Here is a 24879-nt window from a genome sequence, read left to right on the forward strand (position 1 = left end):
TATCATCAACCTTCTAATCAAACCGTATGAAAAGAACGACTACCTTCATCCTATTCTGCACCCTTTTTGCATTGAATGGTTTTGCTCAACAGGTCATTCAGCGCGACCCAATAATTTCGGCCATGCTGGCGGAGGTCTCGCCCGACAGCCTGCGCAGTCACATCGACAAGCTCGTTAGCTTTGGCACTCGCCACACCATGAGTACCGTCACCGACCCCAAACGCGGGATTGGCGCGGCCCGAAAATGGGTACTGAGTCGTTTCAATGAATTTGCCAAACAATCGGGCGGGCGCATGACGGCCACCATTGATACATGGATGCTCCAACCCGACGGACGGCGTGTGGATCAACCGCAGGAAATCGGCAACGTAATGGCCACCCTCAAAGGTACCGACCCCAACGACGACCGTATTTTCATGGTCAGCGGGCACATTGACAGCCGCGTAAGCAACGTCAGCAATCGCGAATCTGACGCCCCCGGGGCCAACGACGACGGCAGCGGCACGGCAGCCGTGATTGAATTGGCGCGTGTGATGAGCAAATACTCATTTCCAGCCACCATTATTTTTGTGGCCGTAAGCGGAGAAGAGCAAGGTCTATTGGGGGCTAACCATTTGGCCGAGCGCGCCGTAAACGAAAAATGGAACCTAGAAGCATTGCTCAACAACGACATTATGGGCTCCAACCACAGCCCCGACACCCGCTTGATTGACAACACCAAAATCCGAATTTTTAGCGAAGGTCTATCGGGCTTTGAGACCGACAAACGCGCGGCGGGCGTTCGGCAATACGGGGCCGAAAACGACGGAAAGGCCCGTACATTGGCCCGTTACGTAAAAGAAGTGGGCGAACGGTACGTCGACAATCTGGAAGTGCGGCTTATCTACCGCAACGATCGTTACCTGCGCGGCGGCGACCATACGCCGTTTGTCAATCGTGATTTTGCGGCGGTACGCATCACCGAAATGAACGAGAATTTCAACAACCAACACCAGGATTTGCGCACTGAAAAAGGCGTAGAATACGGTGACTACGCCAAAAACATGGATTTTGAGTACTTGCGCAAAAACACTTGCCTCAATTTAGCGTCGCTGGCCAACTTATCCAAAGCACCCGCCATGCCCCAAAACGTGACGCTCGAAGCCCGCAATCTCACCAATACTACCTCTCTTTTTTGGCAAACACCCAAAGCTGGCAAAGTGAAAGGCTACTACGTGCTCATGCGCGAAACGCACATGCCGTTTTGGCAAAAGAAGTTTTTTACGGACAAAAACGGCCTAACCTTGCCCTATTCCAAAGACAATTACTTTTTTGCGGTGCAAGCTGTGGGCGAAGAAGGTCACGAAAGCCTGCCTGTGTTGCCCCGCCCAAGTATGCGGTAGCATTGGAAGCGGTTGCCGTTTCTCAAAACGGCGACCGCTTCTGGCAAGGCATCATAAATTGTCATTCAGTAAATCAAAGGTTTGAGAACCTTTTTATTCGAGGTTATGAGTAACCCCACACACATCACTCTCACACGTATACACAAACCTAAAACCACTTAATTCTCACAAATACAATGAAAAAGACCAGCCTCATTTATTGCCTGTTAAGTTTACTCGCATTGGGAGCCTACGCACAGGGTTTCAGAGCCGTTGACAAAAGTGCTTTGGATTATGCTTATTTCCCTGACCATTTTGCCCACGACCGCAAAGATGGAGAAAAAGCCCTCGTGCGTGTCACTTACAGTCGCCCCGCCAAAAATGGCCGTGAAGTATTTGGCAAATTAATCCCTTACGGTAAAGTATGGCGGACGGGTGCCAACGAAAACACCGAGATTAAGTTTTATCAAGACGCCACCATTCAAGGCAAAAAAGTAAAAGCGGGTACGTATTCGCTCTTCACTATCCCCGGAGAAAACGAGTGGACCATCATCCTGAATTCTGACCTCGATTACTGGGGGGCGTTTAAATACAAGGAGGCCAACGATGTGGCACGCTTTACGGTGCCGGCAAAGAAATCTACAGAGGCTCCGATTGAGCATTTTTCCATCCAATTCCCCAAAGGCACCGACGCCATCATGCGCATGGGCTGGGACAATACCATCGTGGAAGTGCCTATAACTTTCTGAGTTTGAGATTGCGGTACCAAACCGTGCTGCCCCAATCCTGCAAGCCCAACAATCCAGTAAAGACGCCCTGAGCAATCGGGGCGTTTTTTAATCCGCTTCCTGCCACGCGCTGCTTCCAATCGGCGCTTGTCAAATCGTGTTCTTGCACCACAAAACCGTTGAGCGTTACGGTCAATTTCTTTTTGCGAACGCTAAACACCACCGAATTCCATTCGCCCACGGGGTTTATTTCTCGGATGCGGGCGTTGGCAACACCAAAAAAATCGCCTGCTCGGTGTTTATTCTCCGCTGCTCCTTCGTAAATTTTATCGTCAAGTACCTGCAATTCCAGCCCCGTATCGTGCATATTTTTGTATTGAGCGGCTTCTTTGACAAAAAAGAAAATACCACTGTTGGCCAACGGACTTACTTTCCAATCGGCCTTAAATTCAAAATCTCCCGTGATTGGCACTTCGCTTACAATATCGCCGCCGTTGGGTGCTTTGTTGCCCGCGCGTTGGGGAACGTTCAGTTTTAACGCGCCCTGCTCCACAATCCATGCCGAGCCAATGCCCTTGGCCCCGTAAGAATGCCACCCGCTGACGTCTTTGCCGTTGAAAAGCAGTTGCCAGCCTTCTCTTTTCTCCTGTGCCGAAAGCGTGTTGGGAGATTGGGCGTTGGCAAAAGCGGCAGAAAGTATTAAAAATAGAATAGAAACGGTTTGTTTTAACATGGTAGAAGGCGTTTTGTGGTTTGGCTTATAGAAGGATTTTAGGGGTTTCAACTACTTTCTTTTTCAGTGTAAACCGATTAATTCCCCTGCAAATATTCCACTGCCCGAGCTGGCCATTCGTATTCCGGCAACAGAATTCGTACTTCTGGCTTAATGCCCGTTCGATCAATTGGCTCCGTGTCAGTCCAAGGAGATTTTACCATGGGAATCACACATTTAAAGTCCCGACAGGGCAGATCAGCTGGGCCTCGTAAATCTCCGTAGTCCATCATTCCCATCGTAAATCCACCCATTGTCGTTACTTTCTTAAAATTTTTGACAATTTGAAGAGAATATTCGGTCGCGCTACCGCACTGATCATTTTGAAGTATAACCACCTTTTTTGGATTGGGCAGCGGTTCATACTGTAATGAAAGGTCGGGTTGAGAAACGAGTTTGCCCAAATTCTGACGAAGTCTTCTGACCAGTACTGTGTCACCTGCATAATCAGACTCAAACGCCCGGTTGTTATCTTCGGACGACTTCATCAAGCCCCCTTTGACTACAAACGGCTCCGAACACAAGTAAGGCAACAGTAGTTCCATTCCAATGTTCCCGCCTCCGTTGTGGCGTACATCTACAATTAAATAAGGGGTAGCACGAATAAGCGAGTCATATTTGTTTATAAAATTTTCCAGCTGATTCCCCTGCATACCAAAGGTTGGGATTTTGAGAAAAACCACACTGTCGGTCATTTTGTAGCACATCAGGCCCTTGCCGTTATTTTTCCATGCCTCAAATTCCCGTTGCTCGGCCAAGTTGGGCTGATGAGGATACTGCCGCATCCAGGGACCGTAGTTATAAAATAGGTTTTTGTAATGTTTCCCGCGGCTTTTGGCGCTGAGTAGGGCACTCCCAAACGATTCGACCTCATAAAAACCCCCTCTGTTTTGTAGTCGATAATACAACTGCCCGGGTTTGAAGTTGGGATCACTGCTTTCAATCACCAATGCTTTAAAGGCCCCTGAGCGTTTTCCGTCTTTTAAGATTGCCACTTTTTTTTCTCCAGAAGGCTCAATCCAAATGCCTTCGGGGCTTTCAGCGGAAGCATTCCTGAGCAGTTGCCGGGCGTCTTTCTCAGTAAAGGGTTCATATATACGCGTAAAATCATCTGGGTTGTAATCACCGATTTGCAAATGTTTATCCTCAAAAAAATTGACATAACGCGCCAACAGTTCAAAACACGCACGCCGACTGGGAGATTTAGAGGCCAATGCACGTAGCTCCTGAACCATACGCTCGTAATGATTCCTCGTTTTCTCGTTGACTTTATCTTCATACCCTGCATAATTGAGACTAATTTTATGACTCAGAGAATCTAAAGAAGAAAGACAGGTACAGTCAGATTGGGCAAAGCCCAGACAATGAATACTGAAAAAAAGAACAATACTTATCCCTACGCCTTGTTTCATAATGAAAATTTCGCTGTTTTTTGGTGTATGCGTACATAATAAGTTCTGTATTGCCAATCCCTACTGAAAGCACAGTACAGCGACGTTTTCTATCTTTATATATCAAAAAACATACTCTGGCTGTGCATTGGCAACCTGTCAGCGCATTTTTGTTTCACTGCCATTTTGTCCTAATAAAATATTGTAGCGCGAATATTGTTATTAAACTATTGACAAAAAGCTAACTTTGCGAAAAAAACAAGGGCATGGGCGCGATATTGGTGAAACCAGCTAACGAAGAAGAGTATCGTTTAATAATGCAATTACTCAAGAAAATGAGAGTCAAAACTGAGAACTTCAGCGAAGAAGACATTGAAGATATTTCGGCCTACGATAAAGCCATGCGACGCATTGCAAAGGGAGAAGACAGTTTTCTGCCGGCAGAGTCTGTTTTCGAGCAAATTGAAGCAAAACGCAAAAAGAAATCTTAATGTATCAGGTACTTATCAGTAAACGAGTTGCAAAACAAATTGAAAAGATATAACGAGCCTGATTATTCGAGAATAAAAAAGGTATTCTTGATTTAGCCGTTAGTCCACGTCCTGTCGGCTTTAAGAAATTGGAAGGCAGAGCAGCATATCGAATCAGACAAGGCAATTATCGCATTATCTACCATATAAAAGACAAAGTCAGAATTGTCGATATTTTGGATGTAGGTGATCGAAAAGAAATTTATTAAACAAGAAACACAGTATTTTGAAATGATAAAATTCCTCACTAAAAGTTTTACGGGATTGTTCGGAACGAAGGCCGACCGCGATTTGAAAGAACTCTCCCCTTACGTAGAAAAAGTAAATACTGAATTTGCCAAACTGCGTAACCTCAGCCACGATGAACTGCGAAATGCGACCCAAGAACTCAAAACATACATTGCGGGCCAGCTTAAAACCATAGATGACCAAATCGCCGCTTTGCGCCAACGCATCACCGACGATGTCGATATGGATGTGGATGCCAAAGAAGAAATTTTTAAGCAAATCGACGCACTGGGTTTAGAGCGCGACAAAGAATTGGAAAAAGTTTTGCTGCACATTCTGCCCACGGCTTTCGCCATTGTGAAAGAAACGGCCCGCCGCTTTACCGAGAACGAATCCATCGAAGTGACGGCGTCGTTTATTGACCATGAATTGGCCGTTAAGAAAAACCACATCACCATTAACGGCGATAAAGCCATTTGGAATACTACTTGGGATGTGGCTGGGCACCCTATCAAATGGAACATGGTTCACTATGATGTTCAAATCATCGGGGGAACGGTGCTACACCAAGGGAAAATCGCTGAGATGGCCACGGGAGAAGGTAAAACGCTCGTTGCTACCTTGCCTGCCTTCCTGAATGCCCTAGCGGGGCAGGGAGTACATATTGTAACTGTCAACGACTATCTGGCCCGTCGCGACAGCGAGTGGAATGGACCTTTGTTTGAGTTTCACGGGTTGCGCGTCGATTGCATCGACCGCCACCAGCCCAATACCTTTGCGCGTCGTCAGGCATACTTGGCCGATATTACCTACGGAACTAACAACGAGTTTGGCTTTGACTATCTCCGCGACAACATGGCCCACAGCCCCGAGGAATTGGTACAGCGCAAGCACCATTTTGCGATGGTCGATGAGGTTGACTCCGTGTTGGTCGACGACGCCCGTACGCCACTCATCATCAGTGGCCCAGTACCGCGCGGCGATGAGCAGGATTTTGCCGAACTCAAACCCCGCGTAGCGCGCATAGTGGAAGCCCAAAAACGCCTCGTAACAGATTTGCTCAACGAAGCCAAAAAGAAAATTGCGGCTGGCGACAAGAAAGAAGGTGGTTTGGCATTGTTCCGCGCCCATCGTGGTTTTCCAAAATATAAACCACTCATCAAATTTATGAGTGAAACGGGGATGAAAACCCTGATGCAGGAAACCGAAAAAATCTATTTGGCCGAAAACCAAAAACTGATGCCACAGGCCGATGCACCGTTGTATTTCACGATTGAAGAAAGAAACAACAGCATTGAGTTAACGGAAAAAGGATTAGACTACATTACTGGTGAAAGCGAAGACCCCGCATTCTTTGTGATGCCAGACTTATCTATTGAGTTGAATATCATTGATAAAGACCCTGAACTTAACGATCAGCAGAAACTGATTCGTAAAGAGGAAGTCATTCGTGACTATTCAATCAAAACGCAGAGGGTCCACACGATTCAGCAGTTGTTGAAAGCCTACTCGCTTTTTGAGAAAGATGTGGATTACGTGATTATGGACGGAAAGGTCAAAATCGTGGATGAGCAAACGGGCCGTATCATGGAGGGCCGCCGTTGGTCAGACGGTTTGCACCAAGCCGTGGAAGCCAAAGAAAACGTAAAAGTAGAAGACGCTACCCAAACCTACGCCACCGTAACGTTGCAAAACTACTTCCGTATGTACCACAAACTTTGCGGTATGACGGGTACGGCCGAAACCGAAGCGGGAGAATTCTGGACCATTTATAAATTGGACGTGGTCAGTATTCCGACCAACATCCCCGCCGTTCGGAAAGATGAAGAAGACAAAGTGTACCGTTCGGTACGCGAAAAATACAACGCCGTAGTAGACGAAATCGTCGAACTCGTTGGCAAAGGGCGCCCAGTACTGGTGGGTACAACTTCGGTAGAAAACTCGGAGTTGTTGAGCCGAATGCTTACCCTCCGCAAAATTCCACACCAAGTTCTGAACGCCAAGCAGCACCAACGCGAAGCCGAGATTGTGTCGGAAGCAGGAAAGCCCGGCACCGTGACCATAGCCACCAACATGGCAGGTCGGGGTACCGACATCAAGCTGACCGCCGAGTCGAAAGCAGCGGGTGGATTGGCCATCATCGGTACCGAGCGCCACGAAAGCCGCCGCGTTGACCGTCAGTTGCGCGGACGTGCCGGTCGTCAGGGTGACCCAGGGTCGTCACAGTTCTTTGTGTCGTTGGAAGACGGCCTCATGCGTATGTTCGGTTCTGACCGAATTGCGGGCGTGATGGACCGCATGGGTCTGGAAGAAGGAGAAGTGATTCAGCACTCTATGGTGTCAAAATCCATCGAACGGGCGCAGAAGAAAGTCGAAGAAAACAACTTCGGAACGCGTAAACGTTTATTGGAATATGACGACGTCATGAACATGCAACGCGAAAATATTTATAAACGCCGCCGCAATGCCCTATTTGGCGACCGTTTGGCCATCGATATTGCCGACACCATGTACGACGTAGCCAGCGAAGCCTTGGCCAATACTGAAGACAATTACGAAGAACTTGAGCTGGCAGCCATTACTAATTTTGGAATTGAGCCTCCATTTACCCGCGAAGAATACGCTAAACTCAAGCCAGAGCAACGTACTCAGCGCCTTTATGACGCGGCAGAAAAGCACTACTTGGCTAAAAACAAAGCTATTGCTGAGCAAGTATTGCCCGTTTTGAAGCAAATATCAGCCGAGCGTGGCGCCACCATCAATGAGATTGTGATTCCGTTTACGGATGGCATCAAAGGAACCCAAATCGGCGTAAACCTCCAAAAAGCCATCGAGACCAACGGCCGCGAGATTATCCACGAAATGGAGAAATTTGTGGTACTTTCGCTCATTGACCAAGAGTGGAAAGAGCACCTACGCGACATGGACGATTTGAAGCAATCGGTACAAAATGCCGCCTACGAGCAGAAAGACCCCTTATTGATTTATAAATTCGAATCCGTAGAGTTGTTCAAACGACTGATGACCAAAGTGAATTTTGAAACCATCAGTTTCTTAATGAAAGCGCACATACCGCAAGAAGAAGCACCGCAGCAGGCTCCTCGCCAAACGCGCCGTGCTGAGCCACAATTACAGACCAACCGCCACGACGACGAAATCGAAGAAGAAACCACTGGTGGCGGGCCCAATGCCTACGCTGCCCGTCAGGCAGAAAAGCAAGCACCTGTGCGTACCATCAAAATTGCCGACCGTAACCAAAAAGTAACGGTGCAATACCGTGATGGTCGCGTGGTAAAAGATGTGAAATACAAGAAAATAGAACATGAGGTAGAACGCGGCGACTGCGTCGTAATCGCCTAATAATCTTTCAGTTACATTTTAATGATATTCTTTTGAAATAGCACACGCAAAAATTTTCAAAAAAAAATAAAAAAAAATGTAACCAAATACATCACTCGACGTCTTAACAATAGAGTTTTTCATAACGTTGAGTAAAGATTTAAAATCCGATTGGGCTTCCCGTTCGGATTTTTTTTATGCCCTGAAAACGGTATTATTGTCCGACCAAAAACAATCATCAACACCTAACACTCAAAAAGGCTTTTAATCTACCGTTTCCTATGAAAGTCCTCTACACCTTTGCACTTGTTTTTTTACTTCAGCTTGCCGCCTCCGCTCAAACCTATATTTTTACCCATGATGATACGCTCCGTGGCAGTATTACCAAAGAACGCGCTTGGTGGGATTTGCAGTTTTATCACCTCAACGTCCGCGTTCAACCCCAAGACAGTACACTCAATGGCAGTGTAACGGTGCGCTATAAAGTACTCCAACCTTACCAAACCCTCCAAATTGACTTACAACGTCCGATGAACATCAGTCGCGTAACGCAAGATGGGCAAACGCTCTCTTATCGCCGCGACGGCAACGCATTTTTCATTGATTTAGTCAAAAAACAGGAGGCCCAAAAACAAGAATCTTTGGTCATTGAATACAGCGGCCGACCACACGTAGCCAAGCGTGCGCCGTGGGATGGCGGGTTTTCGTGGAAAAAAGACAAAGATGGACTGCCTTTTGTGGCTACTTCTTGCCAAGGGCTGGGCGCCAGCGTCTGGTGGCCATGCAAAGACCACATGTACGATGAACCTGACAGTATGCGCATCAGCGTGACAGTGCCTAAGCCCCTCATGGATGTTTCAAACGGACGCTTGCGCAGCATTACCGAAAATCCTGACGGCACGCGTACCTTTGACTGGTACGTTCAGAACCCCATCAATAACTACTGCGTTAATGTCAACATTGGCAACTACGTGGCGTGGACGGATACACTGAATGGCGAAAAAGGTACGCTGGATTTATCGTTTTATGCACTCGCCGAAAACCTTGACAAAGCCAAAACCCAATTTCAGCAGACAAAACCTATGCTGCGCGCTTTTGAACATTGGTTTGGTCCCTATCCTTTTTACGAAGACAGCTACAAGCTCGTTGAGGTCCCTTACTTGGGCATGGAGCATCAAAGCTCGGTCACTTACGGCAACGGATACAAAAATGGCTATTTGGGCCGAGATTTATCCGCCACGGGCTGGGGGCTAAAATGGGATTTTATCATCATTCATGAATCTGGACATGAATGGTACGCCAACAACATTACCTACAAAGACCAAGCGGATATGTGGATTCACGAGAGTTTTACCAACTATTCCGAAAATCTGTATACCGAATATTACTACGGCAAAGAGGCAGGTAGCGACTACGTGATTGGCTGCCGTAAATTGATTCGCAACGATAAGCCTATTATCGGCACCTACAACGTAAACCGCAGTGGATCAGGCGATATGTACTACAAAGGCGGCAATATGCTACACACGATTCGTCAAATCATCAACAACGACGAGAAATGGCGCGGCATCCTGCGCGGAATGAACAAAACGTTTTATCACCAGACCGTTACAACTCAACAAATTGAGGACTACATCAGCAACGAAGCGGGTATCAACCTGAGCAAAGTGTTTGACCAATACCTGCGCGATATTCGGATTCCAGTACTTGAGTACCGCATCGAGAAAAAGAAACTTTCTTACCGTTGGAACAACGTAGTGGAAGGTTTTGACATGCCAATCAAGTATAAAGCTGAAAACGGCGAATGGAAAACCTTGAAACCGACTACTGAATGGAAGTCTATAAAAGTTAAAAAATCATCCGCGCTCGACGTAGACCGAGGGTTCTACATAGAAGTAAAAAAACTCACTTCTGCTCCGTAAAGCGTTGAGAAAAAAGGGGAAGCCGTACCTTACGTCGCCGAATAGTGAATGGGTTTGATTTCCCTTTTTTCTGGACCAGATTCTTCCTAATTTACATTTTTCTACGACCAAATGTAGGAATCTGCATTAGCGTGGCCCCTCGCAAAATCTTCCTGATCAAAAAAGGTGGGGCGGCAAATAAAGGCGGTAAGATTACCTCTGATTACCTCGTGCGTCATCAGCTCATCGGCTCTTGAATAAAGGGGGGTTTGTGCTTTCAGCAGTTTTTCAGCTGCCGATTTTGATACGGCATACGCGTGCGTACAATCGTGCAAACCAGCAATGCGTAAATTGGCCGAGTAAGGTTTGGGATATAAATTATTGACGTGGTGGCGGGTGAGCCACTTGTAAGCTCGGAAGGTAGCCAACAATTTATAAAACTGCTTTTTACGCCAATGTTTAGGCGTTATTTCTTCATTTTTCAAAAAACCCAGATACACCAACTCCCAATGTTCGGGCAGTTGATTCATTGTAGTAAGCAGCAATTCTAGCATCTGAAGTTTAGGCACCACATCGTCTTCAAAAATCAGCACACGTTCGTGGCCCTCTTGTACAATTTTTTCGTAAAGATTTCGGTGCGACCAAGCGCAGGCGATTTCCCCCAACGATAATTTGCTGTGCCTATGACGATTGAATTTCACCGCTTTGGCTTCATCATACACCCCCGACTTGATGGCGTCTAAGAGGGTAAAATCCTTTTTATCTACCGCCCAAAAGAACTCATAGTTTAGCCCTTCAAGGTGCTGCTTGATGGCCGCCTGTCGGTCAGTGGCGCGATTTAGGCTAACCACAAAGATACGGTCAAAATAACCGTTCAAAAATTCGTAGACTGATTTCATTCCTGACCAATAATGTGTGAAATAATGAGTCTGCGCCCGTGGGCGGCAAACTTTTCAAACAGTCAGAAATGGTGATGGATTAAACGTAGGCGGGCACGTTGTAAATACGCTCGTAGAGCAGGCTGTTTAATTCAAGCATAAATTTAGTCCCTTCCAACAATTCACGCAAGTGGACCAAATCACAAAGGGTCAGTTTCAGCGAAAGATTTGCTTGGGGAGCCTCAATGACTTCAAAGTCATATTCGTCCGAAAGATTAAAAATCATCGCGTGTAAATCCACATTGTCGACTTTCTGCTTAAAATTTAGAAAATCGTTGATTCTGAAAGCCATTTTATACCCTGCAAAATCTACCATAATTCGGGCCGAACGATCACATTGATAGGTCGTTCCTTTTGAATTGGTGTAAAGTTCGTTTATGTAGGTTGCTTCACTAATCATCACGGCAAATATACGCGATTTTATACTCTTTATTTAGAGTCAATCAAAATAAACCTAAAAACTTGGTGTTTTATCGGCCAATAGTACCGTATCGGCCACGGCGCCAGTGCGAGGTGCACCCGCCTCAATCCAACGCCGAATGAACTCAATTTGGCCTTTATAGAGGGCTTTCCCATTTAGGGGCATGGGCGTACCGTAGCTTTTGCCGCCGTGGTGCGCGCCGCCATCCCAATTAAGTTTATGAAAAAGTAAACTTTGCAGTGAAAAATACGGCAATACACGCTTCAACTTATCTTCCACCGCATTCTGATTTTTAGGGTCTTTATTGAATAAATAATCGTAGGATTTACCCGTAGCAAGCACCAAACCATGTTGGCTGAAGCTGGATTCCTGCTCCGAAGCGTGGCAGCCCGAAGTGGCACAGGTAGGCGTAAAAATGCGTTCTTGAATCAACTCAAACGAGGCTTTTACGACGGGCACCGTTATTGGCTCTTCGTTTTTCTTACAGGCATTGAAGGTCATCCCAACGATACATGTAAGCAATATATTTAGCAGTAAAGGTCTGATGCTCATACCACAGTTTCTTTTTAAATGACCATTATGATTAAAAAGTAAACGAAAATGCATTCTTTTTGTTACACCCGTATTATCCCTACTGTTTACTTCATCGTCGTCAGTAGTACTCCCGCCAATACCAACACCCCTCCGATGATGGTTGTCAATGTCAGTTCTTCCCCCAAAAGCGTAACGGCAATAATGGCCGCAAAAACGGGGGTCAGGTTTCCCACAACGGCGGCTTTGGTAGCGCCTATTTTTTGGACAGCTTCATAATACCAAATAAACCCCAATGCCGTGGCAGTCATTGCCATGTATACTACCGCCGCCAACGCCTGCCAACGTGCTTGCTCCAAACGTTCGATTAACCCATGTTGAAGTGCAGGGATAAACAACAAAATCGCCCCAATCAACGCCGAGAAAGAACTGAGCGACAGTGCGGGAATGGTTTTTAGCGCTACTCGTCCAATGAGCGTATAAACCGTCCAACTCAACACACAGCCCATGATGAGCAATTCGCCCAGGCCCCAGGTCGTGTTGGAAAGAAGGGATGAAAAATCACCGCGAGCAAGTACAACAGCGGCACCAAAAATAGACAACGCAATGCCCGCCCATTTGATAACAGACACCTGCTCCCCTAAAAAAAGCCAACTCCCCAGTGTAATCGTAATGGGTGCAAAGGCAATTACGAGTGAGGCTCGTACCGTGGGCATGTATTGAATGCCACTGAAAAAGAACAAGTTATACAAAAACACCCCCATCAATGCCGAGATAAACACCAATCCCCATTGTTTGGGTGTAAGAGAAGGAACTTTACCGTTGGTTTTGTACAGATAAGCCATCAATAACATCGCTCCGATGACAAACCGTAGAAAAGCCGTTGAATAAGGTCCTAAGGATTGAACGGCGATTTTGCCCGCTGCGAAATTAGTGCCCCAGAAAAAAACGGTAGCGATGAGTTTGAAGTAGGTAAGACGCATGAACAAACGATAAAAGAGGCTTTCTGAAATGTACTGTTTAGAGTACAAAAAAACACCGCCCGAAAGTTCAATGCTACCCGCAAATGAAACGTTGAAATAAGGGCTCTTTAAACTAATATCCTCAACTATCAAAACCTTTCTTTAAGGCGTTTTTGTTTCGGGTTCACCGTGGGGAGTTGGCAAAAAGCTTTTACTGGCGGCCTTGATATTGAGCAAAGAGCGCACCATCCGGAAAATCAATTGAAAAAGGAGAAGAAAATCTTTAGCAGAAATTTTTTTCCATAAATACCCTGGAATTGAAATTGCAAGGGTAAAGGCAAGAACGCCCAACAGGCTCCCCATCGTGACTAAAATCGGAATATTTAAGAATACCAAACCTATCAATACGCCCAGTCCTAAAACCGCCAGCAACAACGTACGCGGCATAATCAAGCCTTTTAGGTAGGCATTGAAGGCATGAAAATTTCCTTTAAACAGCTGCGCGAATCCCGTCGTAAAGTAAAACTTAATAAAGTGAATCTGGGCCGCAATCCACCGAGAACGCTGCCGCTCAAAGACCGCTAGGTTTTGTACTTTTTCGTCATAAATGTACGCGTCTTTCAGGTAGGCGATATGAAAGCCATCTAACAACAGATTCATTTCCAGTTCTTTATCGTACCCTCCAATGGTTTGAAGGCGACTCATTCCGTGTATCATTGCATCGGGTAAGAAGGCCATCCCTGACCCAATCAACGAAGCCGACATCCCCAATGCGCGCTGACCACCGCGAAAAAGATGGTTGTTGACCTCTTCGTTCATCGCATCAAAAACCGCCACACCTGTATTGGTATTTTTGGCCACTCGATGCCCCTGTACCACCTTCCAGCCTTGGTCAAATGCCAAATTGATGCGTTGCAAAAAATCGGGGCGCATGTGATTGTCGGCGTCGGAGACCATCACTATATCGTACGTGTTGCGGGGAAGTTGGTGTAGCGCATACGCAATTGACTTTTGAACCGTCGATTGTTCAAACTCTACCGTAATAACTTTGATGGGATAAGTCGCCAGTTTTTGGAGGGTTTCGGGCAAGAAAGAATCGGCAATGACGAACAAATCAAAATAACTTTTGGGATAATCAAGTAGAAGGTTGGCCTCTACCGAATCAATAATCACTTTATCTTCTTTGTAGGCTGGTATCAGCACCGCGATTCTTCGTATCTGCGTGGGTTTGGTTGAAATAGGAACATCATCGGCTTTACCTAAACGACCCGCCACCGCCGACAGTAATAAGTACAAGACATTGAATGCCAAATAGATAACTATGGGCATCAGGAGAAAATATCCAAAAAATTGCATTAGGTAGATTGTATTTTCGGTGGAAATAAAGCGTTTTTTTTCAATCGTTGAATAGTAATGGCAAAATACACTTAATGTATTTCAAAAAAAACTAACCGCTCTAATAAAAAGACGTAAAAATAAAACACGCTTTCAGGATGAGCATTCCCAAAAGTTATATTTCTAATTGTTTAAGTACAACAATGACGCTAATCTTTTGATATTACTTTAATTATTTTTAACTAATACGCAAATATTAAGTATTACAATTTCAACGTTTGCTAAGCTTTATGAAAAAACTCTATTTAAATGTAATCCTGCTGTTACTATCCGTAAGTGTTTGCGCTCAAAAGGTCATTCCTGGAAAAATTGAAGCTGAAGCCTACGACGCCATGAGCGGCATTGCAACTGAAAATACCCAAGATACCGGCGGGGGCCTAAATGTAGGCTGGATTGAAGACAACGACTGGATGGATTATAATGTCAATGTTCCAGTCAGCGGGACGTATAAATTTAGTTTCAGAACCGCCAAGGGATTTGGTGATGGCACCCTTGAAGTAAGAACCGCCAACGGTGCGGTGCTGGGTTCGGTCGTTTTGCCGTTTACGGGCGGCTGGCAAGGATGGGGCACATCGAGCATCATTATTCCGCTCACGGCAGGACAACAAACCTTACGTATTTACGCAAAATACGGCTCCTGGAACTTCAACTGGTTTGAAGTAGAAAAATATAACGCCATTCCGGGCAGAATCGAAGCCGAAAACTATGATGTCATGAGCGGCATCAATACCGAAAACACCCAAGATACGGGCGGTGGTTTAAACATAGGCTGGATTAACGACGGAGACTGGATGGACTATACAGTCAACGTGGCCGCTTCAGGAATTTATACCTTCGGTTTTAGGGTGGCCAAAGGATACGGAGACGGTACCATTGAAGTAAAATCTGCCACTGGCGCGGTGCTTGGCTCGGTTGTGTTGCCCTACACGGGCGGGTGGCAAGGATGGGCCACGGCTAAGGTTTTTATTCCTCTCTCGGCAGGCCAACAAACGCTGCGTATTTATGCCAAGCATGGCGACTGGAATTTCAACTGGTTTGAGGTTACGGGTAGCCGACCGATTCTTGGAAAAACCGAAGCTGAAGACTACGACGTTGTCAGCGACGTAAAACCCGAAAATACCCAAGACGTAGGAGGGGGATTCAATATGGGTTGGATTGATGACAATGATTGGCTCGACTATCATTTCAGCGTCGATGAAGCCGCCACTTATAAGTTTACTTTCCGCATCGCCAAACCTTACGGAGATGGTAAACTCGAACTCCGAAACACAACAGGCGGCGTTTTGAGCGCCCTTACTTTGCCCATTACGGGAGGCTGGCAAACCTGGGATACCGTCAGCACGACGGTTGCGCTGCCAGTAGGAAAGCAAATTATTCGAATTTATGCCGTTAATGGCAGTTGGAATTTTAATTGGTTCAATGTAACAAAAGGGGCTAATACCCAAATTCAGTCGGTTATTAGTTTCGGAGCGCTCCCCCAAAAAACGGTCGGTGACGCCCCCTTTGATTTGGTCGCCTCCAGTAACCAAAACCAAACACCCATTACTTTTACTTCTTCCAACCCAGCAGTTGCTGCGGTTTCCAACGCCAATGGTGTCTGGAAAGCCACCATTCTGACGGCGGGTACAACCACCCTTACGGCTTCGCAAGTGGGCAATACTAGCTATCTGCCTGCCAATAATGTTGGCCAAACGCTGACCGTTGTTACCGCCACTCCACCGCCGCCGACCTATACTGGGGTTAAAATTCCGATTCAAGCTGCCCGCTGGTATCAGCTCAATAATGCACCTAAAGGTTTGGAAGGCTTATTTGACAACGTGACCAACGTGACCGTGCATACTGGTTACAGCAAAGTATTGGAGAACTACGACGCTTACTATCCGCTTCTAGGTGGCGAACAAATGACCATTGACCGTATCAAATTCTTTGACGGAGAAGGTTCTTTTCCTGACAAACCCATGACGCTCTCGATTATCACCAGCGATTGGCGGCGGATTCCTGTTGCTACGTTTACGGGAGAGGCATATAACAGCTGGGTAGGTCCCTATTCGGGCCGCTCTACCACTGGCGATGCGCAATTCAACTTAGACTCGGCCATTACCAACGCGCGTTATTTGGTCATCAACGCTTGGTGGGGTTACCCTACCGAAATAGAATTGTATGGTTCTTATACGCCCCCCACAACAACATCTAACGGCCCTTACCGCCAAAAATCCATTAAATTGAAGGAAATGATTGGCGTCAATGCCTTTGAGTGGGATTTTGAAGAAGCTTGGGACAACCGTATCAGCGAAACCAAACTGAAGGCCATGAAGACCTTTGGCGGAATACGCCACTACATCGACTGGGAAAAACTAGAACCCAACGAAGGAGGTTACACCTTCAACCCTACCCACAGCGGCAGCTGGGACTATGACGGCCTTTATACGCGCCTCAAAGCCGAAGGCATGGAGGTATTGGCCTGTATCAAAACTATTCCGCCGTGGATGACCGCTACCTACCCCGAAGGAGAAAGAGACCCCGAAAATGTTCCGCTGCGATATGGCAAGAATTTTTCGGACCCCCTTTCGTACATAGAACAGGCAAAAGTCGCATTTCAGTATGCCGCCCGGTACGGAAACAACCCCAATGTCAACCCCGCCTTACTGAGTGTGGATACCCGCCAGCGCTGGAACGGCGACGGCATCAACGAAGTCAAAATCGGGTTGAACCTCATCAAATACATCGAGTGCGACAACGAGCGCGATAAGTGGTGGAAGGGCCGTAAAGCCTACCAAACGGGCCGCGAATACGCCGCCAATTTATCCGCTTTCTACGATGGACATAAAAACACGATGGGTCCTGGCGTGGGCGTCAAAAACGCTGACCCTTCTATCAAAATTGTCATTGCGGGATTGGCGTCTCCGTTTATCGGGGTTGACTACATCAAAGGAATGATTGACTGGTGTAAAGAATTTCGCGGGTACCGTCCTGACGGAAGCGTCAATTTGTGCTGGGACGTGGTTAACTACCATTTTTATCCCGATAATGCGTCTTCTACGCAAGACGGAACAGGCACGCGCGGCGTGGCACCAGAAGTGTCGACAGCGGGAGTAGTGACCGAAAAATTCATCCAATTGGCCCAAAAAGAATCGCAAGATATGCCCGTATGGATGAGCGAAACTGGCTACGACGTCAACCAAGGAAGTCCACTAAAAGCCATTGCCATCGGCAATAAGTCGGTCTTGCAGACCCAAGCCGACTGGATATTGAGAAATGCCCTTTTCTACGCCCGAAAAGGTATCGAACGGGTTTATTTTTACCAAACTTACGACTACGATATCAATAATCCGACCCAATTCGGCTCTTCTGGGCTACTTAACAACAACCAAACGCGCAAACCAGCGGCGGATTTTCTGTACCAAACCAACCGTCAATTCGGGCAGTATACGTACAAAGAAACCCTCCAAAACGACCCCATCATCGACCGCTATGAACTCAACGGCAAATCGGCCTACGCGCTGGTTATTCCCGACGAAACAGGTCGTACGGGCTCGGCAACTTTAAATTTAGGAAACGCCACCTCGGCCAAAATCTACACGCCAACCATCGGCCGCGATACCATGAACGTAGAATTGGTCAGCACTACACAGGGGCAATTGACCGTCACCGTGACCGAAACGCCTATTTTTATCGTAGCCTCCGACCAAGTCGTCAGTAGCACCACCGACTCTACATCGGCTCCAGTAGCCCGTATTGGCGACAAAACCAACGCCACCTTTGCACCGAAAGAGTTGGTTGCTGAAAACGTTAAATTGCACGACATCGTCACCGTCTACCCTAACCCCTCTACCGATTACGTACAGGTTTCGTTTGAAAGTACCAGTCGCGAAAAATTACAGGTACGCATTTTCAACGCCAATCTGGGCATTCTCCACCGAGAAGCAACGTTCACTAAGACAGCACCTTCGTTTTCCGAAAGGTTGGACGTATCAAATTTACTGCCAGGTGCTTACATCATCGAGATTCAGCAAGGCAACCAACGCGCCTTCCGTAAAATCGTAAAAGCGCCTTAATATTCAGTACATCCCACTAAAAACCCCCGCTAAGAAACTCTTCGCGGGGGTTTTTAGTGAAAAAAGCTATTTATAGGATAGTGCAGCAGGTTTCTCTAAACCTGCTGCACTATCCTAATGTGGGCGGGTAAAGCGCAAATCGTAGTTGTATTTGATTTGACGATACAGCGTCCGCGCTAGGTGTATGAATGGATTATTATTTTGTTGACGCCAATTATTACGCTGCACCGTGCTGGGTTCATTGTCGGAATTTACTTGGTCAAATAGCCCCTTGAAATCATCGTAAAACAGGCCTTTACCTTTATTTTGAATGAAGGCGAGGCACATCATATACTCCGCTTTATCCGACTTAATTCCTTCTACATAACGACCAAATTTGTTCAAAAACGTGCTACGCCGCAGGTGCGGGTGATCGCTATAGTAGTAAATTTTATCGTATTTAGCCGACCAAGGTTTGTAGATCATGCGCGAAAATCCTTCTTTAAACGGCTCCAAATGGGCATATTCATAATAGGCATAAAAACGCACCATGTCCAAAGACGCATCGTCATTGAGAAAACCAAGTGCCGCTTTCAGCTTGGGGACAAAGGCGGGTTTAGGAATAAAATCCTCCTGCACATAGAGCGTATAAGGCGTTGTGACGGCCTCTTGTCCTTTGTTGAGGTTATTGGCCAACCCTTTGTTTTGAGGCGTCGTAATGAGTCGAAACGGAAAATGTTTACGCATCTCTGCCATGGCCTCTTGATGCTCTGGCTTGCTGGCATCATCTGAAACCACAATGTCTTCAAATGAACAAGAAATAGCATCAAATGCTTTCAGCAAACGTTCCAGCGAACTGCTTCGATTGTAATGCGTAATGAGCAATGTAACGCCAGGGAAATGGTTCTCCGCTTTAGCCATCGGGTCTATCTTTTTAGAAAAATACACATTCGTCGCCTTTTCGACTACTTTATTAGTAAGCTTCTGACGACCAATAGGGTACTTTTTATTTGAAAGTAATAAGTTCAACTGTGTTTTTTAACAATCTGAATTTTAGATAAAACCACCGCAAGGCCATAAAACCAGGATTGCTGCTCTCGCGCCAACTACTTCGTTGAATGGTACTGGGTTCATCGCTGGAGTTTTTTTGGTCAAAAAGCGTGGTAAATTCATTAAAAAACAGGCCTTTACCCTTCTTTTTTAGCACCGACAAACACATCAAAAACTCGGTTCGGTCCGATTTAATGCCTTCGACATACTTGCCAAACTTGTCCAAAAACGTGCTTCGACGCAAATGTGGGTGGTCGCTATAATAGTAAAATTTCAGGTGGTCGGTGTACCAAATCCACGGTTTAAACACCATCAACGAATAGCCTTTGCCTTGGGGTTTGAGGTACGGATAAGCAAAATAGGCGTAAAAACGAACAATATCCAGCTCATTATCTAGCTCCATAAACGCCAACGCATCTTTGAAATGCGTCACAAAGGCAGGTTTTGGCACAAAATCCTCCTGAACGTATAGGGTGTAGGGCGATTTTATCGCCGCTTGTCCTTTATTGATGTTGTTACCTAATCCTTTGTTTTGGGGTGTCGATACCAACGTAAATCCGTATTTTTCTTTCATCGCCTCTACCGCCTTAAAATGCTCGGGTTTACTGGCATCGTCAGATACCACGATGTCGTCAAACACGCAACCCAAGTTTTGAAATGATTTTAACAAACGCTCCAACGAACTGCTCCGATTGTAATGAGTGATGAGCAACGTGACACCCGCAAAATGATTGGCAGAGGTTACCATAAGTTTAAAAAGATTGGCAAAAGGTTAATTTCAATTAATGAGCCAACACCACCTGACCGTTTTTGGTGTATTTCTGGGTTGAGGTCGTAAATGTATACGTCATTGACCACGTATATATCCCTTCCTGACAAGCCGCATTTTTAAATTTCCCATCCCATTTGACCGTCGGGTCACGGCTGACAAAAATCGCACTTCCCCACCGGTCATAGACCACAAATTCAAACGCTGCTAAGTTGCTCACAAAAACATCCAAAACATCATTTTGACCGTCGTTATTAGGCGTAAATATATCGGGCACATACACACTCGGGCTTTCACAATCGGTACACCTTTTAAGCATCAAGTCGTCCAGCGCAAAATCATTTCCACACCCTCCTTGTCCGTTGTCAATCAGCCGAATCACTACGTCCGTCGTCTCCTCAGACGTGGGAGGAAAGTTGAAAGTCAAGGCAAACTTTCGCCAAACGGGCGTAGGAGTTCGTAAAGTTACCCCCGTGTTTAAAGTATCAATCAATCGGCCGTCGGTCGTTTCGACACGGATGGTAATATCGGGGTCATTGGGTATGGCAAAACCACAGGTTCCGGGCGGAAATTCGAGGTTTAAATTGACCAACCAAAACGAGTATTCGTAGGCCGCTTTGGTACATAAACCAGCAATGGTTTCCCGATATATTTCACCCGGATACGGTGCATTGATAATCAGCATATTACCCGCAGCATCTCCTGGTGTATGGTCTTCACTGAGCCCGTGCCAACTGTTTGTAAAACAAGCTCCACTCACCGTACCCGCCACCGTATAGCTCCCGTCGTTGGGACAGCCATCGGTTACGTAAGTATAGTTGATGTAGCCGTTTGGCAAAGCTCCCCGCTGACCCGTACCAAATGTTTGATTACTGACGGTATTTCCATCGGCACAATTCTGGGCAAATGCATTCCTCCCAAACACCCCTGCCATCCAACACCCCACGAAAAGCAACAGAAATGAGCGCACAGTTCGGTTTTCATTGCGATTCGTTTTGTAGAAATTCATCATCATGCCCGGTCTAATGTTTCAAGAGGAGGATTTTGGCGTGGGGGATAAAAAATGACCAATTTCTTGAAGCCCACCCCAAAAACGTTTGGAAAATGCTTTCATCAAACTTCCATCCGCCACCAATCGTCGGTCACTGGTCCATGCTTTAGCGTTGGGGTCCGTGACCCTGAAAGTCGTGCCTTTCCCCTGATTTTGCAGTGCCAAGGCCATTAATCCATCCTCACACCGGCCCGACGGCGGGGGGGCTTCTCCCGCCGCAATTAGTTCAGCCACGGAGCCTTCCCGCCCCGAGTCGGTCTCAAAACCGCCCACTGCCAACGCATCTGCCCGTCGAAACGCAAAATTGAAGCCGTACACATTCATGTACGACCGGTGTCGATTGCGCACCCGATTGAGCAGGTGTGCCGCTTTTTCATACAGCGACAACGCCAAGCGCGACGACTGGGGGCTAGGCAAAAACGAGTACAATCCGTAGGAACACGCGATGGTGGGGTTTTGGAGTGGCGCCGTAATGGCCTCCACCCAACCCGGCGGATACAGGCAATCGGCGTCGGCATTGGCGATGATTTGCCCCTTGGCGGCCAATAATCCCGACTGGCGAGCAAAAGCCACGCCCGGTTGTTTTTCAAAGATTGAACGTACGCCACATTTATCCAACAACTCTTGTGTACGGTCAGCCGAATTGTTATTGACGACCAACAGTTCTACGCTTCGCGTTGTTTGTTGATCGCCCAATGACGATAGCAGATTCAGGATATTTGCTTCTTCGTTATAAGCGGGAATCACGATGGATATTTCTGGATTTTCTACCCGAAACTTACTCAGCCTCGCCCGAATATCCGCGATGCGCTCCGCCGTAGTATCGCTGGGCGGATACATAAACAAATGTTTGGAAACCCAAGAGGGAAGTAAAGAGTTATTCACGACAACGTTGGTTAGGGATAATCAGGACAAACATTATTATACGCCATTAAACAGTCGATGTAACCGTTTTTTTTCTCGCTTTAAACCTCATCTCTATGTGCGTATAGGTCCACTCCGACACTTTGTAAATCAGGTAATAATTTACAAATACTAAATATACGTAAGCAGAGGGAGGAAATTTTAAAATCCGGATAAAAAGAACATTGAACAGACTGATTAGCAGGGCATGAGTCATATAAATCGAGTAACTGTACAAGCCTACTTTATCCAAAAAAATAGATTTTATTAGCGCATCAGAAACCAGTCCGCGTTCGAAAGAAAAAATCAAAATGGACGTAAAAAACAGCACTTCATACACCCCTCCCATTTCTTTGAAGTAGGCTCCGTAGTAAATCATGCCGATGATTGTTCCTATAACGAGTACTTCCGATAAATCGAAAAATAACTTGGGCAGTTTTTTGAAATACCCATAAGAGCGGTCAAATACACCGTAACAAAATGCCCCCATAAAGAAGCCGATGATGCCTCGTAAAAAACCGTAGTCAAAACTGTAATTGAGCCGGAAGCTTTGATTAATTAAAACCATTGAGGCAAAAGCCACAATCGCAATTAACAAAAATACGACGAATTTTTGGCGGACAATCCCCCATTTGTGCAGCAGCAGCACAACCGCCCCGTAGACCACGTACGAAATCATTTCGGCGCTGATGGACCAGCTCGGAATATTCCAGCTTACGTCCTTAATTCCGAGTATTTTAACCGAATTGAGTAAAAACAAAGACGTAAAAAATGAATACACATTGTTGTTTGCACCCACGGGCTGATTGACCTGCACGTACGACGAAAGATAGCCTTTGACCAATTCGATAAACAAAAAAGCCAGCAACATCAGTATATGCAAAGGATAGATTCGGTACAGTCGTTTTTGCAAAAAAGTGCCTATTTCTTCGGTTTTGGCAAAGGTTTGGTAATTGTAAGCAATCACAAACCCGCTGAGCACGAAGAAAAAATCAACAAACATGTCCGAGTTTCTGACGAAATCGTTGTTGAGCAAGGGAGTATCGGCAAAATCGGCCAAGTGAAAAAACACGACCATTGAGGCAAAAATTCCCCTGAAAATGTCCAATATTCTGAATCGGTGTTTCATAACATCTTCTTATATCGACTTCCTGAAATTTTTAATTTCGGACAACGAAAGTTTAAACTTCAACGTCAGCACCGCAAAAATGCCCCCACCGATGGCAATCTGAACAAGGGTATGGAGCAGCCCCTCACTGCCAACAAACTGTTGATACAAAAACACCCCACCGACCATCATCAAGCAAAAAAGCAGTGGTTTGCTGAGATTAGTCAAAAACTCTTTCAAAAAATGCCCGATTAATGAGTGGGCAATTACGAAATTCAGTACTAAATAGATGAACGTAGCCGTCAAAAACGCAAAGGCAATGCCCGTGACTTCCCAGTATTTTCCAAAGAAATAAAGTAGCGGAATCTTAATGATGAGCGTGACTAAATTAAGATAAAAAAGCAAGTTTGGCTTGCCTTTGGTAAAGGCAATGGTATACAACGGGTGCGCCAACGAACTAAAAAAACTCTGGAAAACAAAAATCTTAATCAACGGAATGGTCGGCTCCCAGCCAGTGCCGTACAGCAGCGGAATAACGCTGTTGGCCGTAATAAACAACCCCGCCAACAAAGGCAAATTGAGGTAACTAATCAGGTCCAAAATTTTGATATATGACTTGCGTAGCTCCGAATCTTTGTCTTTCATTTTGGCTAATAAAGGGTACGCCACCTGCAATATAATCGGGTTGAGTTTAGTAATCGGAAACACCGCCAATTGGGCCGCCACCGTATAAAAACCCAACGATTTAACCCCCAACACACCCCCCACCACAATTGTATCTGCGTTTCCTTGGATAAACCCCAGCAGTCCATCGCCTACATTGTACATTCCAAAACGAATATGCTCCTTGATCATTCCCAAGTTGAAATACAACGACGGGAAAAAGAACTTTAGCCCAAAAACAATTTGCAATCCTGTACGAACAATGTGCATGGCCAATTGTCCATAAATCAACGACAACTCTTCAAAACCACTGTATGCTAACGAGATAGAAGTAACAGCCCCCACCACCGCTCCCGCAATTTCCATCAGAGCAATCGACTTAAAGCGCAGTTCTTTCTGGAGCAGAAACAGGTAAATTTGGCCAAAATAAATAATCACAAAATACAGCGATGCCAATTTGATGACCTTATCAAGCCGCGGCTCATGGTAATACGCAATGATAAGCGGTGAGCTAAAAAAGACGATAAGGAAAATAAAAAAACCCATCAGGAGACTCAGGAAATACAGCGTAGACAACGCTTTTTGGTCATTTTCCTGTTTATAAATGATAGAGTTTGAAAAGCCGAGATTACTGAAAATGTAGAAGAAATTAATGATTAAGGTACTTACACTTACGACCCCAAAAACGGCGGGGTCCAATAATCGGGCGAGAATTGTGACTTGAACAAACTGAAATACAGTGGATATGACGGTAGAAATAGTAATCCATTTCCCTCCATCAATCGCTTTTTTAGTGTTACTCAT

At 46.0% G+C, this 24879-nt stretch carries 20 protein-coding genes; 7 read left to right on the forward strand and 13 right to left on the reverse strand.

Features of this window, described 5'->3' with window-relative positions; genetic code table 11:
• Window positions 1-26 precede the first annotated feature (26 nt).
• Complete coding sequence (locus GVN20_RS19580) at window positions 27-1382, forward strand: M20/M25/M40 family metallo-hydrolase (protein WP_166559972.1); 1356 nt, start codon at window positions 27-29, stop codon at window positions 1380-1382.
• 176 nt (window positions 1383-1558) lie between these two features.
• On the forward strand, window positions 1559-2110 hold the full coding sequence (locus GVN20_RS19585) for a DUF2911 domain-containing protein (protein WP_166559973.1): 552 nt from the start codon (window positions 1559-1561) through the stop codon (window positions 2108-2110).
• Here the strand turns inward: GVN20_RS19585 and GVN20_RS19590 are convergent.
• Window positions 2097-2822 (reverse strand): DUF1080 domain-containing protein, encoded by a 726-nt coding sequence (locus GVN20_RS19590; RefSeq protein WP_166559974.1) that lies wholly within the window; start codon window positions 2820-2822, stop codon window positions 2097-2099. The two genes, GVN20_RS19585 and GVN20_RS19590, sit on opposite strands and share 14 nt — an antisense overlap.
• 77 nt (window positions 2823-2899) lie before the next feature.
• Window positions 2900-4273: a S41 family peptidase gene (locus GVN20_RS19595; protein WP_166559975.1), complete on the reverse strand. Its 1374-nt coding sequence runs from the start codon at window positions 4271-4273 to the stop codon at window positions 2900-2902.
• A 314-nt stretch (window positions 4274-4587) separates the two neighbouring features.
• Between GVN20_RS19595 and GVN20_RS19600 the strand changes: the two genes are divergently transcribed.
• From GVN20_RS19600 to GVN20_RS19615, 4 genes are all read left to right on the forward strand, one after another.
• Window positions 4588-4743: a hypothetical protein gene (locus GVN20_RS19600; protein ID WP_166559976.1), complete on the forward strand. Its 156-nt coding sequence runs from the start codon at window positions 4588-4590 to the stop codon at window positions 4741-4743.
• Between the two features lie 128 nt (window positions 4744-4871).
• Entirely contained in the window at window positions 4872-4991 is a 120-nt protein-coding gene (locus tag GVN20_RS30150) for a type II toxin-antitoxin system RelE/ParE family toxin (protein ID WP_206023329.1), read from the forward strand.
• 22 nt (window positions 4992-5013) lie between these two features.
• Window positions 5014-8370 carry a preprotein translocase subunit SecA gene (gene secA / locus GVN20_RS19610; RefSeq protein WP_166559977.1) on the forward strand — a complete coding sequence of 1119 codons (3357 nt, stop codon included), beginning with the start codon at window positions 5014-5016 and terminating at the stop codon, window positions 8368-8370.
• Between the two features lie 260 nt (window positions 8371-8630).
• Window positions 8631-10271, forward strand: coding sequence for a M1 family metallopeptidase (locus GVN20_RS19615; RefSeq protein ID WP_166559978.1), 1641 nt, complete (start codon window positions 8631-8633; stop codon window positions 10269-10271).
• A 101-nt stretch (window positions 10272-10372) separates the two neighbouring features.
• On the opposite strand, the gene GVN20_RS19620 is transcribed toward GVN20_RS19615, so the two are convergent.
• The 5 genes from GVN20_RS19620 to GVN20_RS19640 form a co-directional block, all read right to left on the reverse strand.
• Window positions 10373-11149, reverse strand: coding sequence for a glycosyltransferase family 25 protein (locus GVN20_RS19620; protein ID WP_166559979.1), 777 nt, complete (start codon window positions 11147-11149; stop codon window positions 10373-10375).
• A 79-nt stretch (window positions 11150-11228) separates the two neighbouring features.
• Window positions 11229-11588, reverse strand: a complete 360-nt coding sequence (locus GVN20_RS19625) for a hypothetical protein (RefSeq protein ID WP_166559980.1) — start codon at window positions 11586-11588, stop codon at window positions 11229-11231.
• A gap of 54 nt (window positions 11589-11642) precedes the next feature.
• Complete coding sequence (locus GVN20_RS19630) at window positions 11643-12161, reverse strand: hypothetical protein (RefSeq protein ID WP_166559981.1); 519 nt, start codon at window positions 12159-12161, stop codon at window positions 11643-11645.
• 86 nt (window positions 12162-12247) lie between these two features.
• The gene (locus GVN20_RS19635) at window positions 12248-13255 is read right to left on the reverse strand and encodes a DMT family transporter (protein ID WP_166559982.1); all 1008 of its coding nucleotides are present in this window, start codon (window positions 13253-13255) and stop codon (window positions 12248-12250) included.
• A gap of 9 nt (window positions 13256-13264) precedes the next feature.
• Window positions 13265-14458, reverse strand: coding sequence for a glycosyltransferase family 2 protein (locus GVN20_RS19640; protein ID WP_166559983.1), 1194 nt, complete (start codon window positions 14456-14458; stop codon window positions 13265-13267).
• Between the two features lie 269 nt (window positions 14459-14727).
• Here GVN20_RS19640 and GVN20_RS19645 point away from each other — a divergent pair, with 269 nt between their 5' ends.
• A complete protein-coding gene (locus tag GVN20_RS19645) occupies window positions 14728-18552 on the forward strand; it encodes a carbohydrate-binding protein (protein WP_166559984.1) in 3825 nt (1274 codons plus the stop codon).
• Window positions 18553-18666: 114 nt separating this feature from the next.
• On the opposite strand, the gene GVN20_RS19650 is transcribed toward GVN20_RS19645, so the two are convergent.
• The 6 genes from GVN20_RS19650 to GVN20_RS19675 all read right to left on the reverse strand — a co-directional run bounded on the left by GVN20_RS19650 (window position 18667) and on the right by GVN20_RS19675 (window position 24879).
• Entirely contained in the window at window positions 18667-19452 is a 786-nt protein-coding gene (locus tag GVN20_RS19650; protein ID WP_166559985.1) for a glycosyltransferase family 2 protein, read from the reverse strand.
• Window positions 19453-19537: 85 nt separating this feature from the next.
• Entirely contained in the window at window positions 19538-20329 is a 792-nt protein-coding gene (locus GVN20_RS19655) for a glycosyltransferase (RefSeq protein ID WP_166559986.1), read from the reverse strand.
• A 34-nt stretch (window positions 20330-20363) separates the two neighbouring features.
• The gene (locus GVN20_RS19660; RefSeq protein ID WP_166559987.1) at window positions 20364-21365 is read right to left on the reverse strand and encodes a gliding motility-associated C-terminal domain-containing protein; all 1002 of its coding nucleotides are present in this window, start codon (window positions 21363-21365) and stop codon (window positions 20364-20366) included.
• 15 nt (window positions 21366-21380) lie between these two features.
• Window positions 21381-22286 (reverse strand): glycosyltransferase family A protein, encoded by a 906-nt coding sequence (locus GVN20_RS19665; RefSeq protein ID WP_310586834.1) that lies wholly within the window; start codon window positions 22284-22286, stop codon window positions 21381-21383.
• Window positions 22287-22332: 46 nt separating this feature from the next.
• Window positions 22333-23433: an acyltransferase gene (locus GVN20_RS19670; RefSeq protein WP_166559988.1), complete on the reverse strand. Its 1101-nt coding sequence runs from the start codon at window positions 23431-23433 to the stop codon at window positions 22333-22335.
• 9 nt (window positions 23434-23442) lie between these two features.
• Window positions 23443-24879, reverse strand: coding sequence for an MOP flippase family protein (locus GVN20_RS19675; RefSeq protein ID WP_166559989.1), 1437 nt, complete (start codon window positions 24877-24879; stop codon window positions 23443-23445).

The sequence above is a fragment of the Runella sp. CRIBMP genome (assembly GCF_009905605.1).
Classification (GTDB): domain Bacteria; phylum Bacteroidota; class Bacteroidia; order Cytophagales; family Spirosomataceae; genus Runella.

What these genes read in the sequence shown, in the direction of transcription:
- GVN20_RS19620 (WP_166559979.1), bottom strand. Translation starts at nt 11,149, where the DNA reads ATGAAATCAGTCTACGAATTTTTGAACGGTTATTTTGACCGTATCTTT.
- GVN20_RS19595 (WP_166559975.1), bottom strand. Translation starts at nt 4,273, where the DNA reads ATGAAACAAGGCGTAGGGATAAGTATTGTTCTTTTTTTCAGTATTCAT.
- GVN20_RS19600 (WP_166559976.1), top strand. Translation starts at nt 4,588, where the DNA reads ATGAGAGTCAAAACTGAGAACTTCAGCGAAGAAGACATTGAAGATATT.
- GVN20_RS19650 (WP_166559985.1), bottom strand. Translation starts at nt 19,452, where the DNA reads ATGGCTAAAGCGGAGAACCATTTCCCTGGCGTTACATTGCTCATTACG.
- GVN20_RS19625 (WP_166559980.1), bottom strand. Translation starts at nt 11,588, where the DNA reads ATGATTAGTGAAGCAACCTACATAAACGAACTTTACACCAATTCAAAA.
- GVN20_RS19645 (WP_166559984.1), top strand. Translation starts at nt 14,728, where the DNA reads ATGAAAAAACTCTATTTAAATGTAATCCTGCTGTTACTATCCGTAAGT.
- secA (WP_166559977.1), top strand. Translation starts at nt 5,014, where the DNA reads ATGATAAAATTCCTCACTAAAAGTTTTACGGGATTGTTCGGAACGAAG.
- GVN20_RS19640 (WP_166559983.1), bottom strand. Translation starts at nt 14,458, where the DNA reads ATGCAATTTTTTGGATATTTTCTCCTGATGCCCATAGTTATCTATTTG.
- GVN20_RS19660 (WP_166559987.1), bottom strand. Translation starts at nt 21,365, where the DNA reads ATGATGATGAATTTCTACAAAACGAATCGCAATGAAAACCGAACTGTG.
- GVN20_RS19615 (WP_166559978.1), top strand. Translation starts at nt 8,631, where the DNA reads ATGAAAGTCCTCTACACCTTTGCACTTGTTTTTTTACTTCAGCTTGCC.
- GVN20_RS19655 (WP_166559986.1), bottom strand. Translation starts at nt 20,329, where the DNA reads ATGGTAACCTCTGCCAATCATTTTGCGGGTGTCACGTTGCTCATCACT.
- GVN20_RS19630 (WP_166559981.1), bottom strand. Translation starts at nt 12,161, where the DNA reads ATGAGCATCAGACCTTTACTGCTAAATATATTGCTTACATGTATCGTT.
- GVN20_RS19585 (WP_166559973.1), top strand. Translation starts at nt 1,559, where the DNA reads ATGAAAAAGACCAGCCTCATTTATTGCCTGTTAAGTTTACTCGCATTG.
- GVN20_RS19590 (WP_166559974.1), bottom strand. Translation starts at nt 2,822, where the DNA reads ATGTTAAAACAAACCGTTTCTATTCTATTTTTAATACTTTCTGCCGCT.
- GVN20_RS19670 (WP_166559988.1), bottom strand. Translation starts at nt 23,433, where the DNA reads ATGAAACACCGATTCAGAATATTGGACATTTTCAGGGGAATTTTTGCC.
- GVN20_RS19675 (WP_166559989.1), bottom strand. Translation starts at nt 24,879, where the DNA reads ATGAGTAACACTAAAAAAGCGATTGATGGAGGGAAATGGATTACTATT.
- GVN20_RS19580 (WP_166559972.1), top strand. Translation starts at nt 27, where the DNA reads ATGAAAAGAACGACTACCTTCATCCTATTCTGCACCCTTTTTGCATTG.